The organism is Haemophilus sp. SZY H53 (assembly GCF_054332375.1).
Window position 1 is genome coordinate 59,428 of record NZ_JBTGNV010000004.1, and the last position, 18,641, is coordinate 78,068.

Here is an 18,641-nt window from a genome sequence, read left to right on the forward strand (position 1 = left end):
CAAAATGAGTGCCGATTTATTATTTTACTATAAGATTATTTTGCCTCTTTGTTATCAGCAGGTTTTTCATTTGCTTTTAACATATCCGCTGGAATAAAGCTTTGTTGTACTTTTTCCATGTGTGGAAGGTTATGTGCAATACCTTTGTGACAATCGATACAGGTTTTGTTTTGTTCCTGGGCAAGTGCATGCATTTGTTGTGCCACAGTTTTTTGTTGAGTAAAGTCCATGTCATTGAAGTTATGGCAGTTACGGCACTCTTGTGAGTTATTCGCTTTCATACGCGCCCATTCGCGTTCAGCCATTTCTAAACGATGTTTTTCGAATTTTTCTTTAGTATCGACTTTACCTGTAAAGTGAGCATAAACTTCAGTCGATGCCTGCATTTTACGAACCATTTTTGGAATAAATTCATGTGGAACGTGACAGTCTGAACAAATTGCTTTCACACCTGAACGGTTACTAAAGTGGATTGACGCTTGGTACTCAGGTACAACGTCATTAGTATGACAGTCTGAACAGAATTGCTCTGTATTAGTTGTCGCCATTCCAGCATTAAACAGGTTAGTTCCAACGATAGTACCAATGATAGTTAATAAAATAACCCCACTAATTGCCATTTTGCTCGGAGAGCGTAACCAACGGCAAACTTTCTGAATGCTTGATTTAATCATGGTTTAGCTCCTTATTTACCTTGCATTTGACGAATAGTTTCAAATTTATTTTGGATAATTGGGTTCACGTTAGTTTGTTGAACGTGGCATTGTAAACAGAAATAACGACGTGGCGAAGTGCCTTCTGTTTTTTGTCCATCACGTGTTAAAAAGTGGCTTTCAGGTACGCGAGGTGCACCCGTTGTTGGAGCAACATCCGGAGAGTGACAGCCTAAACATTGGTTAGCATTCTTAGTCACTTGTAAACCACGAATGCTGTGTGGAACAAGTGGTGGTTGGTGAGGGAAGGTTACAGGAATATTACCAACATCTTTATAAGGATTCGTAAATGCTGGTGCAATACTTTCTGCTGTTTTATCAATGCTGTTTGCAACTTGCGGCGCATCGGCAAATGCCAATCCACTACATAAAGCCAGCATGAAAATAAATGATTTTTTCATGAAATCCACTCCATTCAATAATTAAATATTTTTAATTTTTATTTGTTTCTCAAAGCGAGAACCAAATGTAAATACATTTTCTGCACAAACGTCAATGCAACGTCCACAAGTAATACAATCTTTTGCCAATATGATTTGACTGTCTTCTGATCCACCGTGCAAAGGAAGTCTTAATACTTGCGGTTCTGGGCAAACATTATAACAGTCCATACAACGGTCACAGCGATCGCGATCGACTACATTAATTTTAATTAGGCTTTTAGCACCAATCACACCATACATCGCGCCAATTGGGCAAAGGTGACCACACCAACCATGTTCAGCAACAAGTAAGTCAAATAGGAAGATAACTGCTACCAACCAAAGCGTTGCACCTGTTCCAAAGACGAATATGCGTCCAAGTGCTGCAACAGGGTTTATCCATTCCCATAAGAGTGTACCCGTTATTGCACTACCAACTAATATCACGGCTAAAATCACATAGCGAAGTTGACGTGAAATTTTTAATGATTGTCGAATACCTAATTTTCTGCGTAACCAAGCTGCTGCATCAGTCACAATATTCATTGGACAAACCCAACTACAAAAGGCTTTGCTCGCAATGATGGCGTAGAATATGACAATAACCAAGGCACCAATAATCGTTGTGACTTCTGGTAGGTAACCTGTCACTAAACTTTCAGCGGTAATCAATGGATCTGTCAATGGCACAGTATCCAAAAGCATGCTTGAGCTGTAATTGCCTTTTAGAATCCAAACTTGCCAAATCGGGCCGCTTAAGAACATTAAAATAATACTTAATTGACTAATTCGACGTAGAATTAAAAAGCGATAAGCATGCCACCAACCAAGTTTTTGACGTGCTTCTAAGCCAGCATCTTTTGGCTTATTCGGGGTATATTTTTCAGCCATTATTTAACCCCCTTAATGTTTAAATCCAAATTCGGGAACTGTCCAGCTTCCGGCACTGTGGTTGGATTTGGAACATAATCCATTGTTGCACGATTCGGTGTTGCCACTTTTTGGTTTGGCTGAACCTGCATTGGTTGATAAACCGGCTCATGTAAGTCTTCTGGCGTACGAGCATCCATTGCTGGACGTAAGCCATCCGGATGTTGTTCCTCAATTAAGGATTTTCCCGCATTTTGTTTTTCTTTCCAACCTAAGCGATAGTGGCGACCGAGCAGTCCTTTGGCGATATCCATCGGTAAGACTTTGATTGCCGCTTCTTCTAACACACAAGCTTGTTCACATTTACCACATCCAGTGCAAGCATCAGAGTGAACGGTTGGAATAAGCTTTGCATGAATCCCCGTACGATCATTGTGGATGCGTTCAAGCGTAATCGCTTTATCCACTAATGGGCAAACTCGATAACAAACATCACAACGTAAACCTTGCCAGTTTAAGCAGGTTTCATGATCCAGCAAGACGGCTAAGCCCATTCTAGCATCATTGATATCTTTAAGCTCTTCACTTAATGCACCACTTGGACAAGCATTCATACATGGAATATCCGGACACATTTCGCAAGGTTTATCCCGAGCGATAAAATACGGTGTGCCCGCTTCCATTGGTGAAATTAGCGAAGCTAAATGCAACATATCATATGGACACGCTTGGACACATTGTCCGCAACGGGTACAAGCTGCCAAGAAATCCTTTTCCGGTAAAGCACCAGGTGGACGTAAGGCGATTCCTTCTTTAGCTTTAGCTTGTTGTTGCTGTAAGCCAAGAATAATACCAACCCCACACACTCCGGCAGCCGTTCTTGTCACATTTTTTAAAAACTGACGACGGTTAGGATCAAGTCTCATCTGCGTTTCCTTTTATAAGCGGCCCGATTTTGTGAAAATGTTGCAAAATTTGACCGCTCTTATTTTAAATTCCCTTCTCTTGAAAGAGAGGAGTGACTAAAAACAAAAGGAAAATCCTACGCTTTTTCTACTTTAACCGCACATTTTTTATAGTCGGTTTCACCTGAAATCGGATCGGTTGCGTCCAATGTTAATTTGTTCGCAAGTTGGCCGGCATCAAAGAAGGTTGTGTAAATTAAGCCCTGAGGACATTTGTTACGACCACGGGTATCTAAGTAAGAAACCATTTCACCACGTCGTGTAATTAATTTCACTTTATCCCCATGACGTAAGCCATATTTTTTCGCATCCGCTGGGTGCATCCAAACTAAGTTGTTCGGGAACGCACGGTGTAATTCAGGTACACGACGAGTCATGGTACCGGTATGCCAGTGTTCAAGTACACGACCAGTACATAACCATAATGGATATTCTTCATCTGGTGATTCTGCAGGGTCTTCATAAGGCACACCTAAGATAATTGCTTTTTTATCCGGATAACCGTAGAACGCAACATCTTCGCCTGCTTTAACATACGGGTCAAAGCCTTCACGGTAACGCCATAAGGTTTCTTTACCGTCAACAACCGGCCAACGTAAACCACGTACTTGGTGGTAAGTATCAAATGGTGCTAAGTCATGGCCATGACCACGACCAAAGCTTGCGTATTCTTCGAATAAGCCTTTTTGTAGGTAGTAACCAAAGTGATCTGCTTCATCATTGATGTATCCTGGAACATCCGTTGGTACTTTATATTTGTTTACTTCACCATTCTCGTAAAGTACTTCATATAAAGTCTTACCACGATATTCTGGCATTTGAGCTAATAATTCTTCGCCCCATACTTCATCTGTTTTGAAGTATTTAGAGAATTCCACAATTTGCCATAAGTCAGAACGAGACTCACCAGGACCTTTCACTTGTTGACGCCATAATTGGGTACGACGTTCTGCGTTACCATAGCCCCCTTCTTTTTCTACCCACATACAAGTAGGGAGAATTAGGTCTGCTGCAACTGCAGAAACGGATGGGTAAGGGTCTGAAACAACGATGAAGTTTTCAGGGTTACGCCAGCCTGGGAAAATTTCTTCATTAATGTTTGGACCGCCTTGCATGTTGTTGGTACAAAGTTGCCATAAGAAGTTTAATTTACCATCTTTTAATGCACGGCTTTGTTGTACAGCTGGGTATCCAGGTACAGTTGGAATGGTACCTTTTGGTAATTTCCATTTTTTCTCAGCGATTTCAACGTGTTTAGGATTGGTTACTACCATGTCCGCTGGTAAACGGTGAACGAAAGTACCCACTTCACGCGCTGTACCACAAGCTGAAGGTTGACCAGTTAATGAGAACGGACCACAACCTGGTTTAGAAATTTTACCGGTTAATAAGTGTACGTTATAGATCATGTGGTTAACCCATACACCACGAGTGTGTTGGTTAAAGCCCATTGTCCAGTAAGAAACTAAGTTCTGTTCTGGATCCGCGTACATTTTCGCGAGGGTTTCAAGCTGATCTTTTGGTACACCAGAAATACGGTGTGCTTCGTCTAATGTATAAGGTGCAACGATTTTCTTGAATTCTTCGAAGTCAGAGTCATACATTTTACCTGCAGTTTTACGGTTTTTCGCTGCAACTTCAAGCGGGTGTTCTGGACGTAGACCATAACCGATATCAGTTTCACCACGTTTGAATTTAGTATGTTTATTAACGAAGTCCCAGTTTACTTTATCGTTTTGGATAATGTAGTTTGCAATGTAGTTAAGGATTGCAAGGTCTGCATGTGGATTAAATACGATAGGCACATCAGCTAATTCAAACGAACGGTGTTCGAATGTTGACATAACTACAACTTTCACGTTATCAGAAGAAAGACGACGGTCAGAAATACGAGACCATAAAATTGGGTGCATTTCCGCCATGTTTGAACCCCAAAGCACAAATGCATCGGTTTTCTCGATATCGTTATAGCAACCCATTGGTTCATCCATACCGAATGTACGCATAAACGCAACCGCTGCAGACGCCATACAGTGACGAGCATTAGGATCGATAGTATTTGAACGAAGACCAGCTTTCCAAAGTTTTACTTTTGCGTAACCTTCGTAGATGGTTGTTTGACCTGAAGAGAACATACCAACTGAATTCGGTTCTTTTTTCTTCAAGATGTCTTTGATTTTTTCCGCCATGATAGTGAAAGCTTGATCCCAAGAAACTGGTGTAAAGTCACCTTCTTTATGGAATTTACCATCTTTCATACGTAATAATGGCGTTTTTACACGGTCTGCACCATACATGATTTTAGAAAGGAAGTAACCTTTGATACAGTTTAAACCACGGTTTACCTCTGCATCTGGGTCACCTTGAGTCGCAACAACTCGACCATCTTTGGTTCCTACCAATACGCTACATCCTGTACCACAGAAACGACATGGCGCTTTATCCCATTTGATGCCCATATCTTCTGCCGCATCAACCTGTTTAACAGGGATGGTCATACCGGCAGCCGCTGCTGCTGCAAGCGCAGCATTGGCTTTCATAAAATCTCTACGATTAAGTTCCATAGTTTTCCCCACTCGTTGTTGAATTTTTTAGAATATACAAAATGGCATGTATACCTAAATTATTTATTTTTCATCTAAGTAATTAGAAATTAAAGAAACGACAATCACTCCTGGGATATCTTTAATTTCATCCATAAGATCCGCTAATGCTAATTGACGGTTACTTTCAAGGGTGACCACCAATTTGCCTTCATCAGATTTTTCGCCATGAATTTCAGCAGTTGGAATCGCTAAAATGGCTTCTTTGACTTGGTTAAGTTTTTCTGGTCTGGCTTGCACAACAATGCTGCATACATACCAGTTCTCATTTTCGCTAAATTGACTCATCGATATTTGTTTCAATATTAAAAATTTTTATTGCTTTTGTTGGGCAAACGCTTAAACAAGCACCACAACCATTACAACTTTCTAAATCTAAAATGGGTTTTGCCACACCACCAAGCTGTAATCGAAAACGGATGGCATTCATCGGACAGCTATCTTGGCAACTTCGACATTCCACTCGATTTTCTGTGAGGCACTGCGTTGTAATCTCAACTTTATGTGCCCAAGGCTCTTCTTCTAATGAACGAAAAATCGGTTGTTCGCAGACTAAAACACATTTTTGGCAGAAAGTGCATTCGCCTTTGTCAAATTGTATTTCAGGAAAACCACCATCACCTTTTACGATAATTTGGGTTTCACATACCAGTATGCAATCACCGCATCGAGTACATTTATCTGTAAAGTCTGTTTCGTTTACCGACCAAGGTGGACGGATAGCATTTATACCTTGAATTTTAGCGTTTTCAGAATGTAACGATTGTAAAAATTGCCCACGTAATAATTGTCTGCGAGAAGGATTTTCAATCGCCATATTTTTCTTTAAAGTTCGGTATTTTCAAGGGGAGCATTATCCAGTTCTAATGACAAGATAGTAACTACCTAAAAGGAGTAATTTTCAAAAAATATACACTTTTATTGAGTTAGATCAAGGATATTTTTAAAATATGTTATTAATGTAAATAAATTGTTAAAAAATAAGTGAAAATGATTATTAAATAGGGCGAATGATCCGCCCTGAAGTGTGCTTAAAAATATTACGCGTTTTTTGTTGGGTAATCCCACCAAATATCGAATAATTCGCTGATTTCGATTTGTTGCAATTTATTCTCTTCTAACCATTTTTGTACTAATTGGCGATGGCTTTCATCACATTTGCCGATTTTCTCTAAGCAAACTAAGCCTTCCCAATGTAAATAGCCGCTACCTTCATAAGCTAAGCCGTTTGGTTGAATCACTTCAGCAATAAAACGATCAACGGTTTCATCGATAGTTTCGATGCTGGTTCCTTCAGCAAATTGCCAATTCACTAAAAAGCCTAATTCTTGGAATTCAGCTAAGTGAAGTTTTTTACGTTGACGTTGATTACGAGTTGTCATTTCAATGTTCTCCTATGTTAAGGTAATGGGTATAGTCATCATCTCGATGATTATTTTTTCTTAAAGTATAAATCCCACACACCGTGACCTAAACGATGACCGCGTGCCTCAAATTTTGTGAGAGGGCGGAAATCAGGACGTGGAATATAATCTTGTTCGGCAGTATTGACTAAATTTTCATTGGCTGAAAGCACTTCAAGCATTTGTTCTGCATAGTTCTCCCAGTCCGTTGCCATATGAATAAAGCCATTTCGTTGTAATTTTTGGACGACTTGCTCTACAAAGTGCGGTTGAACAATACGGCGTTTATGATGTTTTGCTTTATGCCAAGGGTCAGGGAAGAAAAGTTGTAAACCGCCCAATTCGCCATCTTTCACACAATCACGTAAAATTTCAGTGGCATCATGGCAAATCACGCGAAGGTTTTTCACGCCTTTTTCTACTGCATAAGCAATACAAGCACCTACACCAGGTGTGTGTACTTCAATACCGAGATAATTTTTATCAGGATTCGCTTTCGCCATATCCACTAAAGATTTCCCCATACCGAAGCCAATTTCTAATATAACGGGGTTTGTATTGCCATAAATCGCGGCAAAATCAAAAGGGGTGTTTTGATAATCTAATCCAAGATCAGCCCAGTGATCGTTCATCATGTTTTTTTGAAAATCACTTAAGCGACCCGTCCGCAACACAAAGCTACGAACTTTACGTTTATAACGACCATCTTCTGTAAATTCAGCCGTTTCAACGGTTTTACGTTTTTGATCAGCAAAGGTTTTTTGCTCTTCTGTCATGGTTTTTATTCGCTTAATTAAAATTGGCGGCGATTATACACTAAAAGGCAAGGTTGTGGGATTTTTCCACCTAATTCCCGTATAATAGCGAAAATTTTTAATTGTTTTTTGTTATGAATATTGTCCGAGTTGCATTAGCCGTACCGCTTCCCCGATTTTTTGATTATCTCTATTCGCCCGACTTGATGCCAGTCGTAGGTGGACGCGTGTTGGTGCCTTTTGGTTCGCAAAAACGAGTCGGGATCGTGGTAGATTTGCCCGCTTCTTCGGATGTAGCAAAAGAAAAGTTAAAACCGATTATTGATGTGCTTGATGCTGAATCACTTTTTAATTCCACAACTTGGGATTGGTTAGCTTGGTCGGCTAATTATTATCGTGCAGCATTAGGTGATGTGTTGTTTCAAGCCTTGCCAGTCAAACTTCGTAATGGAGAAAGTGCGGTAAAAAATGACCGCACTTTTTGGCGTATTACGGACCTTGGAAAACAAGCATTAGAATCGGGTGAATTAAAACGCGCTAAAAAACAAATTGAAGCCTTAAATTTGTTGCTCACGCAAGATCTAGAAAAAGGTAACAATGAAATTAGTTCCGCAATTTGGTCATCCCTTAAAGGCAAAGATTATGTGGAAGAGATTATTGTGCCTACAGAACAAAAAAGTTGGCAGCAGGCTTTAGGGGATAATCCTTTAGTTAATCTTGATAATCGATTGACCTTAAACAAGCAACAAGCCCTTGCATTTAGCCAGTTACTTTTCCAAGAAGGCTTTAATGTGTGGTTGTTAGAGGGCGTGACCGGTTCAGGTAAAACTGAAATTTACCTGCAATACATTGAAGAAGTTTTAAAGAAAGGCAAACAGGTTTTAGTGCTTGTTCCTGAAATTGGACTTACCCCTCAGACCGTGAGACGGTTCCAAGCTCGCTTTAATGTAGAAATTGATGTATTGCATTCCAACTTGAATGATACACAGCGCTTAAATGTTTGGGAGCGAGCAAAAACAGGACAGAGTGCGATCGTGATTGGTACGAGATCGGCGCTCTTCACCCAGTTTTCAGATCTCGGCTTAATCATTTTAGATGAGGAACATGACGGCTCGTTTAAACAGCAAGATGGTTGGCGTTATCATGCGAGAGATTTAGGCATTGTGTTAGCGCAAAAACTCAATATTCCTATTTTGTTAGGTTCTGCGACCCCAAGTTTGGAAAGTGTGAATAACGTACAAAATAGTAAATATCATCATTTGGTGCTATCAAAAAGGGCTGGAAATGCGACCGCACTTCGCCAGTTTGTGATTGATTTAAAACATCAACGAATTCAAAACGGCTTATCCGAACCGCTATTGCAACGTATGCAAGAACACTTAGAAAAAGGCAACCAAGTGTTGTTGTTCCTTAATCGACGTGGATTTGCGCCCGTGTTGTTATGTCATGAATGTGGCTGGATTGATGAATGTCATCATTGCGAAAAACCTTATACTTATCACCAACATCAGCGCGTTTTACGCTGCCATCATTGTGGTGCACAAAAAACAGTGCCGATGCAATGTGGCCATTGTGGTTCAACACATTTAGTCACAACGGGTTTAGGTACAGAACAACTGGAGGAAACCCTAAAAGCACGTTTTCCTCAATATAATATTGCACGTATCGATCGTGATAGCACAGCACGAAAAGGCAAGCTTGAAGGTTATTTAGAGGATATTCAGCAAGGTAAAAGCCAGATTTTAATTGGCACACAAATGTTAGCTAAAGGACACCATTTTCCGAATGTCACTTTGGTTGCTTTAGTGAATGTAGATAATGCCTTATTTTCCCTTGATTTCAGAGCCGAAGAACGTTTAGCGCAACTTTATGTACAAGTTGCAGGACGCTCAGGCAGAGCTGAAAAACAGGGCGAAGTGGTTTTGCAGACACATTATCCGGATCACCCGTTATTAACCACCTTGCTTGAAAAAGGCTACCAAGCCTTTGCAGAAGAAACGCTGAAGTTACGCCATAATATGGGCTTGCCTCCGTTTAGTTTCCAAGCGTTGTTTAAAGCACAATGTCGTCATTCTGAAGAGGCGGAAAATGCATTGTCACAATTAGCCTCTTTTTTCTATGAACAAAAAATTGAAGGCTTGCAAGTGTTGGGGCCGATTCCCGCACCGTTCAGCAAAAAAGCGGGGCAGTATCGCTGGCAGTTATTATTACAGCATGCTTCTCGGAAACAATTACACACGGCATTAAGTCGGTACTCGCCAGAGTTAATAAAGCCTTCTCAAGTGCGGTTGATTTTAGACGTGGATCCATTGGACTTGAGTTAGCAAAATCCCCTAGAAAAATGCACAGTTTTTCAGTAGAATTAAGTATTTTTTACACTTTAATTTTAATTAATCGAATATTTTAGGATTGTATCGTGGCTCATCGAGATTTTGCCGGTCGAAACGGCTCAAAAAATAATAAAAAGAAAGCACAGAAAAGTTTCAATCGCAATACCTTAATTGGTCTTGCATTAGTGGCGGTATTAGGTTTTGGTTTAGGGCTTTATTTCTTAAAAAGCAAAACGCCTGAACCTGTAGTGACAACAACGGTTCAACCAGAAAAACCGCAACCGAAAAGTGTGTTACCAAATCGTCCAGAAGAAGTATGGCACTATATTAAAGAATTAGAAACCCGTACTGTGCCGGTGGATAATAATCCTTCTTCTGTTGAAAAAAATATGCGTTTGACGGAAGAGCAGCGTCAAGTGCTGATTCAAATGGAAAAAGAGCAAAAGGCAGCAGAGGAAGCAAAAAAATTAGAAGCTCAACGTAAAGAGCAAGAAGCAGCGAATACAGAAAAAACCACAGCTCAAGCACAACAAGCTCAATCAGCACAAACAGCTCAAGCTCAGCCAGCTCAGCAAACAGAAAAAACAGAGGCGAAAAAGCCTGAGTCAGTTAAAAAGTCTGAACAGCCGAAAAAAGCGGATGTGGTAAAAGCAGAACCTGTAAAAACAGAACCAGCTAAAATAGAGCAACCGAAAAAAGCCGAACCGAAACCTGCTGAACAGCAAGTACAGGCTGGTGGTAAAAAATTTGGTTTGCAATGTGGCGCATTTAAAAATCGCGCACAAGCAGAAAGTTTACAAGGTCGTCTTGCGATGGCGGGTGTAAATGCACAAATTATGCGAAATGAAGAATGGAATCGTGTCCGCGTAGGACCATTTAGCAGTCGAGATGCCGCAACTGCTGTTCAAGATACAGCAAAACCTGTAGCAAGCTGTGTCGTCATAGGAATGTAATGAAAAAATAAAACATTAAAAGTGCGGTACAAATAAAAATAACCGCACTTTTTTTATTTCCTATCACCGTTGTTATTACTGCGATAGCTATAGATGAAAAAATGGTTATCATCATGCCAATATCCCGCCCCTCTTTAGTCAATAAGGAACTACACTTATACCTCCTATATATTTACCCACTAAAATTGGCTACGATATTTTCAAGAATAACCTTTGAGTAGATGATAAATCTTTAATGCTATAACACAATCATATCATCGCGATGTAACGCAACTGCACCGTATTCATAACCAAGAATTTGTTCAATTTCTTGAGATTTTTTCCCTTTGATTAATTCCAACGCATCGCTGTTATAACGCGGCATACCGAGTGCAATCACTTTACCAGAGATATTCTTAATTTTGACGACTTCACCACGTGAGAAACGCCCCTCCACAGCCGTAATCCCTGCAGGTAGCAACGATTTATTCTGTACTAACATGGCATTTTCAGCACCTTCATCAATCGTCAGCATTCCTGCTGATGGTGCAGCAAATAACCACTGTTTGCGGCTTTCGAGACGATCTGAATGATGCGCAATAAATTTAGTGCCAATTGGCTTATCGTAAGCCAAATCCACAATGACATCTGGTCGGCTGCCTGGCGCAATAATGGTTTCAATACCAGAACGCGTTGCCACATCTGCCGCAATAATTTTTGTACTCATCCCGCCAGTACCAAGATTTGTACCGCTACCGCCTGCAATCGAACGAATATGGTCGGTAATTTGCTCAACCACAGGGATTAATTTCGCATCTGGATTTTTACGAGGATCGCTTTCGTATAAGCCTTGTTGATCTGTTAATAAATAAAGTTGTTCCGCTTGCACTAAAATCGCGACTAGCGCAGATAAGTTATCGTTATCCCCTACTTTAATTTCAGCTGTCGCCACCGCATCATTCTCGTTGATCACTGGAATAATGTGATTGTCCAACAGCGCATGTAATGTATCGCGCGCATTTAAAAAACGCTCACGATCTTCAATATCGGCACGAGTTAATAAAATTTGCCCAATATGAATATCATAAATCGCAAATAATTTTTCCCAGGCTTGAATAAGCTGACTCTGCCCTACCGCAGCTAAAAGCTGTTTTGACGCTATGGTTGGAGGAAGTTGAGGATGATTTAAATAATGTCGTCCAGCGGCAATCGCACCTGATGTCACAATCACGACACGAAAACCTGCTTGATGAAGTTGTGCAATCTGGCGAACAATATCGACCATATGTGGTGCATTCAATTTTGGGGAACCATGCGTTAATGTACTGGTACCAAATTTTACGACGATTGTTTTGCGATTTACCGACATAGTTTATCCTCAGTGAAAAAATAGAAAAGTGCGGTTAAATTAGCACTAAAATTAATAAAAATCACGAAAAATCCAACCTCATATACAGATTTTGTGAATAGCTATGATATAGTGCAAAAAAAGAAAAATAGGATAGAAAATATGACATTAAGTTTGATCGTTGCGACAGCAAAAAATAACGTCATCGGAAAAGATAATCAAATGCCTTGGCACTTACCTGCCGATTTAGCCTGGTTTCGTAAAAACACTACAGGCAAACCGGTCATTATGGGCCGTAAAACCTTTGAAAGCATCGGTCGCCCATTGCCTAAACGTACCAATATTGTCCTTTCACGCACGCCTTACGAACATGAAGGTGTCATCTGGAAAGCGAATTTTGAAAGTGCGATTGATTTTGCCAAAGAATTTAATGAAATTATGTTGATTGGCGGCGGCGAGTTATTTAAACAATATTTACCTAAAGCAGATAAACTATATCTCACACAAATTCAAGCAGATATTGACGGCGATACCTTCTTCCCTGAAATTAATTGGGCTGAATGGAACATCGAGTTTGAAGAATATCGTCAAGCAGATGCAGATAATCCGTATGATTGTCGTTTTTTAATTTTGCAACGTAAAGCATAAAACACATCTAAACCATCCTAAAGCAAAGTGCGGTCAAAACCTTAAAAATTTTGACCGTACTTTGTTCTTACACCATCAAATCAACGATTCATCAAGCCATTTTTTCCTATAAATCCCCAGTTTTTTGATCTGAGTCCCCTTTTGAAAGTCGGCTTTGTAATATACTGGAATAATTTATTATTATCATTAGAGGAGAAATATTATGGGTATCTTCAGTGTACCACCGGATCTACCGGTTACGAAAAGCAAAGAGGAGATCGACAAAACTTATCGTTACTGGCGATTACATTTGATGATCACTAGCTATATCGGATATGCCGTTTTCTATTTTACTCGTAAAAGCTTTAACTTCGTTATGCCTGCCATGCTGACGGACTTAGGGCTACAAAAAGCCGATATCGGGATCATGGGTACTGCGTTTTATCTTACCTACGGTGTGTCAAAATTCTTATCGGGTGTACTTGGTGACCGTTCTAACCCTCGTTACTTCATGGGGATAGGCTTAATGATGACGGGTGTCGTCAATATTCTATTCGGTATGAGCTCATCTGTCTTTATGTTTATCACCCTTTGGATGATCAACGCCTTTTTCCAAGGTTGGGGCTGGCCTCCATGTTCAAAAATCCTGAATACTTGGTACTCACGTAATGAGCGCGGTTTATGGTGGGCTATTTGGAATACCTCACATAACTTAGGTGGTGCACTCATTCCAATTTTATCTGGTGCTGTAGCCCTTTATTGGGGATGGCGTTACGGTATGATCGTGCCGGGAATTATTGCCTGTGTCATCGGTTTTGCTCTTTGTTTCTTATTACGCGATCGCCCAACATCAATGGGACTTCCAACAGTAGGTGAATGGCGTAATGATATCGCTGAAAAGGAACATGAAAATGAAGGTTTAGGTTTATCTAACTGGGAAATTCTTAAAATTTATGTGTTCAAAAACAGCATTATCTGGGCATTAGCATTTTCTTGGTGTTTTATTTATATCATCCGCACCGGTATCAACGACTGGGGTAACTTATACTTAACAGAAACCCATGGTTATGACTTACTTAAAGCAAACTCAGCCGTTTCTTTCTTTGAAATCGGCGGTTTCTTAGGAGCTCTTTTTGCGGGTTGGGGTTCTGATAAATTCTTCAACGGAAACCGTACCCAAATGAACATCATTTATGTGTTAGGTATTATTTCAACCTCCTTAGCATTATGGTTCATCCCAAGCGATAACTATTTTGTGATGTGTGGACTATTCTTCCTAATGGGATTCTTTATCTTCGGTCCACAATTCCTTATCGCAATGGCAGCGGCAGAAAACTCCCACAAACATGCTTCAGGTTCTTCTACCGGTTTCGTTAGTCTCTTCGCCTATATTGGTGCGGCAGCAGCGGGTGCGCCATTAGCGTGGATTATTCAATCTCTCCATTGGAATGGATTCTTTGGTAGCTTGTTTATTGTATCTCTTGCCTGTGCATTATTACTTATTTTCGTGTACTTCTTGCAACGTAAGAAAAATAAACTAAAAGCCTAATCTAGGCATATAAAAATCGAGCTAAAACAACCACTGTTTTAGCTCGATCTCTTTTGTTTTAAGTAGCCTTTACAAAATTATTCTAAGCGTTTAGCCATTTCTAACCAATCTGCTTTAAATTCACGACGCATATTGTTGATTGCATCAATAATATCGTGGTGAACTAATTTTTCGTTTTGAATACCCACACAGTAGCCACCTTTGCCTTGTAGCAATATATCTACCGCATATACGCCCATACGTGAGCCCAAAATACGGTCAAAGGCACAAGGCGAACCACCACGTTGAATATGGCCTAATACGGTTGCACGAGTTTCATGACCTACGCGAGTTTCAATCTCACGAGCAAGAGAATGTACGTCTGTGATTAATTCAGTAATCGCAATGATGGCATGGCGTTTTCCGCGAATAATACTGCGTTCAATTTGGCGAATTAATTCTTCACGATTAAATTCCATTTCAGATGCCACGATATATTCACAACCACCTGCGATGCCTGCCGAAATAGTTAAGTCACTACAGTGGCGGCCCATGATTTCTACGATAGAAATACGTTGGTGAGAACTTGAGGTGTCACGCAAACGGTCAATCGCATCCACCGCTGTTTGTAACGCTGTTTCGTAACCTATTGTGTAATCAGTTCCTGCCACATCATTATCAATCGTGCCTGGAATACCTACGCAAGGGAAACCATGTTCTTCAGTAAGCAATTTTGCCCCCATGTAAGAACCGTCCCCCCCGATAACAACTAAAGCATCAATACCGTGAGAACGTAAAATTTCTGCACATTTTTCACGTACAGCAGGATCCTTAAATTCAGGGAAACGAGCAGAACCTAAGAATGTACCACCTCGGTTAATCACGTCTGAGACACTATAACGGTTTAACTGTTTGATTTTATTGTTATATAAGCCTTGATAACCATCATAAATGCCGAATACTTCAAGCCCTTCTGCAAGGGCTGCGCGAACAACACCACGAATGGCAGCATTCATACCTGGTGCATCACCACCACTGGTTAATACAGCAATTTTTTTAATCATATTTACCTACTTTGAACTCTAAGAATAATTGGCATCAAGATTACACCATCCATTATTTCCGCTCTAGAAAAATTTTTAAAATTTACGTGGAATTTGATCTAGTATAAGTTTTAATGATGGAAATAACTTTCACATTTCCAAGAAAGATCCGCTTTTTGTAATGCTTTGCTTTCTTTCGCTACCAGATACTTTTGTAAATTTTTCACAATTTTTACTTCGCTTAAACGCTGAAACTTTTTCATTTCCACTTTTTGGGAATATTGATATTGCACAAAGCCACAACGTGGAACATTTTTACCCTTAGCAATATCCACCTGCCAAGACGGATTTTGTTCTGTCGGAGCATAAATGACATAACCAGTTAACTCTGTGGCAGGATTTTTCGGATTCGTTGAATTAGCAAGGATTTTGAAATCTTTTACACCTAAATTACGGTATACCTTCTCACGCAATGCCACACGTTGTTCAATAGAACGAGTTACATCACGATCAAGCAACACTTCAATTTGAGACTGCCAATTTTCCAAGGTATCCGGCTCTGCAAGATAAACATAACGCGCAATCGTATCTAAATCTTGGCTTGCAGTAAGTTTATAGGTTTTGCCGTTGTATTCAATTTTTTCAGGTGCTTGAAGCTGACTCACTTTTGCCGCACAACTTGATAATAAAAGTGCGGTCAATATAACCAGGATTTTATTCATTGATATCTCGCTTAAATACAAATTCTTTTTCAGTTGAGGATGTCGCATCAAACCAATAACCACCAAGGTCAAACTCTTTCAGTTGTTCAACACGTTCCAAACGATTTTGAATGATAAAACGACACATTAAACCACGGGCTTTTTTCGCATAAAAGCTGACCACTTTGTATTTACCATTCTTATTATCTAAGAAAACAGGCTTAATAATTTGTGCCTCTAATTGGCTCTCTTTCACTGATTTATAATACTCGTCTGAAGCCAAATTGATCAAAACACGATCGCCTTGCTCATCAAGCGCTTGTTGTACTGATTGAGTGATGATATTTCCCCAAAAAGCATAAAGATCTTTTCCTTTTGGATTTGCTAACTTCGTGCCCATTTCCAAACGATAAGGTTGCATTAAATCAAGGGGTTTTAATAAGCCATATAGGCCGGAAAGCATACGTAAATGACGTTGCGCGAATTGCACATCTTCATCAGATAAACTATCGGCATCCAAACCAGTGTAAACATCACCTTTGAATGCCCAAATGGCTGCGCGTGAATTTTTTTCGTTGTGAGATTTTGTCCATTCTGTAAAACGAGCGGCATTTAATCCTGCAAGCTTGTCGCTGATAGACATTAAGGAAGAAAGATCTTGGGGAGATAATTGACGACAGATTTCGATCAGTTGCTCACTATAATCCGTCAAGTGAGGTTGAGAAATAGGAAGATTTCTGACCGCACTTTCAAAATCTAAGGTTTTTGCCGGGGAAATAATGGCTAACATAGGTTCTCCTTTCTAAAACTGAACCGTATCTTAGCACAGGATAGTCTCCTTACTCTACCCCGTTTATGCTATCCGCTTGTAGAGTCCATTCTCATTGACGATTAAGTCTTGCAATTCCAAATCCAATAACTGTACTAAAAGCGAATCCACCGGCAAATTCAGTGCTGCAGATAAATCATCGAGGCTTATCGGTGTATAAGTGATATGTTGATAAAGTTCAGGATGACTCGGCTCCACAGCTAGTGTTTTTGCTGTGATCGGTTTAGCTATCGACTGATTGATTGACGTATGTACTGGAGGCTGAAAAACAACACTATGGTTGAGGCTATCTAAAATATCTTTGACATTTTCCACCAACATCGCCCCTTGCTTAATCAATTTATGGCAGCCTTGACTGTATTCACTTTGAATATTCCCCGGCAGCGCAAAAATATCGCGATTTTGTTCTAAGGCATAACGTGCTGTAATGAGTGAACCGCTTTTCTCTGTGGCTTCAATGACTAATGTTCCTAATGAAAGCCCGCTGATAATGCGATTACGGCGAGGAAAGTTTTCGGCAATCGGTGCTTGCGTAGGGATAAATTCAGAAACTAATGCCCCGTTATTTCCGATAATTTGCTCGGCTAATCGGCGATGTTTCGCGGGGTAAATGTGCGCTAATCCACTGCCCAATACGGCAATGGTTTGTCCTTGAATATCCACCACCGCCTGGTGACTAAATCCATCGATACCTAATGCAAGTCCACTCGTGACCGTCAATCCCGCGAGAGAAAGTTCTGTCGCAAAATATTTTGCCCAATATTCACCATAAGCCGAACAATAGCGACTCCCCACCATGGCGATTTGTTGAGCAGAAAGTGCGGTTAAATTGCCTTTCACAAATAATAAAGGCGGAAAACCACTAATTTGTTTGAGTAAAAAAGGATACTCATCTGAAAAACAGTGAATCAAATGATGCCCTTCTTTTTCTGTCCAACTCAAAGCGGGCTCAATGAATTTCATTTCAGGCTGAAACCAACGACGAATCTGCAAAGCATTCCAACCCATTTGTTGAAATATCTCTTCATCATAATTTAATAAGTCTTCTATACTTACATGTGCCAAAATTTGTTGAATCCGCAAACTGCCCAATTTGGGTACTTGTGCCAATCTCAACAAAATCGATGAAAAATCTCTCATCTATCTCTCCTTTAAAAAGAGAATTATGGTGAGATTTTTCTCAAAAAATGAAAAACTTGTCTTAATTCTGCGATTCAGATCGCAAAAAGAGAAAAAATTTTAGAAAAAATCGGCACACCAGAAACAAGGAATAAAACAGGACAAAAATAGCTTCTTAAAAGCCATTTTTAGAGATTAATTTTGAATAATGGTTTATATTCAGAGAAATAAACTTTTAAGATTATGTTGAGATATTCATTTTAGATATAAATCACTGATAAATGATTTGACAGCAAAATTTTTATCCGTAATATGGACAGCGTTTTACAGAATTTTTACAGGATTATCTTTTTATGTACCAAGCTGTGTCTTTATCTCTCAACCTCCTGCTCTCACATTCTTTGTGCGGCTAAGTTGTGGATAAAAAACACCTTTATGTAAAAAATCTATTAT

General features: G+C 39.9%; 18 protein-coding genes. 4 read left to right on the plus strand and 14 right to left on the minus strand.

The annotated features are described in order from the left end of the window. Window positions 1-35: 35 nt before the first annotated feature. The 9 genes from ACXVWB_RS05000 to trmB all read right to left on the minus strand — a co-directional run bounded on the left by ACXVWB_RS05000 (window position 36) and on the right by trmB (window position 7,752). On the minus strand, window positions 36-674 hold the full coding sequence (locus tag ACXVWB_RS05000) for a NapC/NirT family cytochrome c (protein ID WP_289901551.1): 639 nt from the start codon (window positions 672-674) through the stop codon (window positions 36-38). A gap of 11 nt (window positions 675-685) precedes the next feature. Beyond that, the gene (locus ACXVWB_RS05005; protein ID WP_049356295.1) at window positions 686-1,114 is read right to left on the minus strand and encodes a nitrate reductase cytochrome c-type subunit; all 429 of its coding nucleotides are present in this window, start codon (window positions 1,112-1,114) and stop codon (window positions 686-688) included. Window positions 1,115-1,135: 21 nt separating this feature from the next. Then, on the minus strand, window positions 1,136-2,026 hold the full coding sequence (gene napH / locus ACXVWB_RS05010; protein ID WP_126470602.1) for a quinol dehydrogenase ferredoxin subunit NapH: 891 nt from the start codon (window positions 2,024-2,026) through the stop codon (window positions 1,136-1,138). Further along, window positions 2,026-2,931, minus strand: a complete 906-nt coding sequence (gene napG / locus ACXVWB_RS05015) for a ferredoxin-type protein NapG (protein WP_289901552.1) — start codon at window positions 2,929-2,931, stop codon at window positions 2,026-2,028. Before napG ends, napH begins: the two co-directional genes overlap by 1 nt. Before the next feature lie 116 nt (window positions 2,932-3,047). Next, window positions 3,048-5,534: a nitrate reductase catalytic subunit NapA gene (napA, locus tag ACXVWB_RS05020; protein WP_289901553.1), complete on the minus strand. Its 2,487-nt coding sequence runs from the start codon at window positions 5,532-5,534 to the stop codon at window positions 3,048-3,050. A gap of 63 nt (window positions 5,535-5,597) precedes the next feature. Next, complete coding sequence (locus tag ACXVWB_RS05025; RefSeq protein WP_049367905.1) at window positions 5,598-5,861, minus strand: chaperone NapD; 264 nt, start codon at window positions 5,859-5,861, stop codon at window positions 5,598-5,600. Beyond that, window positions 5,848-6,390 (minus strand): ferredoxin-type protein NapF, encoded by a 543-nt coding sequence (napF, locus tag ACXVWB_RS05030; RefSeq protein ID WP_289901554.1) that lies wholly within the window; start codon window positions 6,388-6,390, stop codon window positions 5,848-5,850. The genes ACXVWB_RS05025 and napF overlap by 14 nt, the downstream gene beginning before the upstream one ends. A gap of 223 nt (window positions 6,391-6,613) precedes the next feature. Next, on the minus strand, window positions 6,614-6,955 hold the full coding sequence (locus tag ACXVWB_RS05035) for a YggL family protein (RefSeq protein ID WP_049356286.1): 342 nt from the start codon (window positions 6,953-6,955) through the stop codon (window positions 6,614-6,616). Window positions 6,956-7,005: 50 nt separating this feature from the next. Further along, window positions 7,006-7,752, minus strand: a complete 747-nt coding sequence (trmB, locus tag ACXVWB_RS05040) for a tRNA (guanosine(46)-N7)-methyltransferase TrmB (RefSeq protein WP_289901555.1) — start codon at window positions 7,750-7,752, stop codon at window positions 7,006-7,008. 113 nt (window positions 7,753-7,865) lie between these two features. On the opposite strand from trmB, the gene priA reads away from it, so the two are divergent. Together priA and ftsN are read left to right on the plus strand one after the other, a co-directional pair. Continuing rightward, complete coding sequence (priA, locus tag ACXVWB_RS05045) at window positions 7,866-10,055, plus strand: primosomal protein N' (RefSeq protein WP_289901556.1); 2,190 nt, start codon at window positions 7,866-7,868, stop codon at window positions 10,053-10,055. A 92-nt stretch (window positions 10,056-10,147) separates the two neighbouring features. Beyond that, window positions 10,148-11,014 (plus strand): cell division protein FtsN, encoded by an 867-nt coding sequence (gene ftsN, locus ACXVWB_RS05050; RefSeq protein WP_289901557.1) that lies wholly within the window; start codon window positions 10,148-10,150, stop codon window positions 11,012-11,014. 238 nt (window positions 11,015-11,252) lie between these two features. Here ftsN and proB read toward each other — a convergent pair whose 3' ends face one another. Next, entirely contained in the window at window positions 11,253-12,362 is a 1,110-nt protein-coding gene (gene proB, locus ACXVWB_RS05055) for a glutamate 5-kinase (protein ID WP_289901558.1), read from the minus strand. Between the two features lie 141 nt (window positions 12,363-12,503). On the opposite strand from proB, the gene folA reads away from it, so the two are divergent. Both folA and uhpC read left to right on the plus strand, forming a co-directional pair. Continuing rightward, window positions 12,504-12,989, plus strand: a complete 486-nt coding sequence (gene folA / locus ACXVWB_RS05060; protein ID WP_289901559.1) for a type 3 dihydrofolate reductase — start codon at window positions 12,504-12,506, stop codon at window positions 12,987-12,989. Between the two features lie 202 nt (window positions 12,990-13,191). Beyond that, window positions 13,192-14,517: an MFS transporter family glucose-6-phosphate receptor UhpC gene (gene uhpC, locus ACXVWB_RS05065; protein ID WP_289901560.1), complete on the plus strand. Its 1,326-nt coding sequence runs from the start codon at window positions 13,192-13,194 to the stop codon at window positions 14,515-14,517. A 77-nt stretch (window positions 14,518-14,594) separates the two neighbouring features. On the opposite strand, the gene pfkA is transcribed toward uhpC, so the two are convergent. The 4 genes from pfkA to dprA form a co-directional block, all read right to left on the minus strand. Then, on the minus strand, window positions 14,595-15,560 hold the full coding sequence (gene pfkA, locus ACXVWB_RS05070) for a 6-phosphofructokinase (RefSeq protein ID WP_289901561.1): 966 nt from the start codon (window positions 15,558-15,560) through the stop codon (window positions 14,595-14,597). 110 nt (window positions 15,561-15,670) lie between these two features. Continuing rightward, a complete protein-coding gene (locus ACXVWB_RS05075) occupies window positions 15,671-16,261 on the minus strand; it encodes a hypothetical protein (protein ID WP_289901562.1) in 591 nt (196 codons plus the stop codon). After that, complete coding sequence (gene yaaA, locus ACXVWB_RS05080) at window positions 16,254-17,030, minus strand: peroxide stress protein YaaA (protein ID WP_289901563.1); 777 nt, start codon at window positions 17,028-17,030, stop codon at window positions 16,254-16,256. The genes ACXVWB_RS05075 and yaaA overlap by 8 nt, the downstream gene beginning before the upstream one ends. Before the next feature lie 63 nt (window positions 17,031-17,093). Beyond that, window positions 17,094-18,209: a DNA-processing protein DprA gene (dprA, locus tag ACXVWB_RS05085; protein ID WP_458485229.1), complete on the minus strand. Its 1,116-nt coding sequence runs from the start codon at window positions 18,207-18,209 to the stop codon at window positions 17,094-17,096. Between the last annotated feature and the right edge of the window lie 432 nt (window positions 18,210-18,641).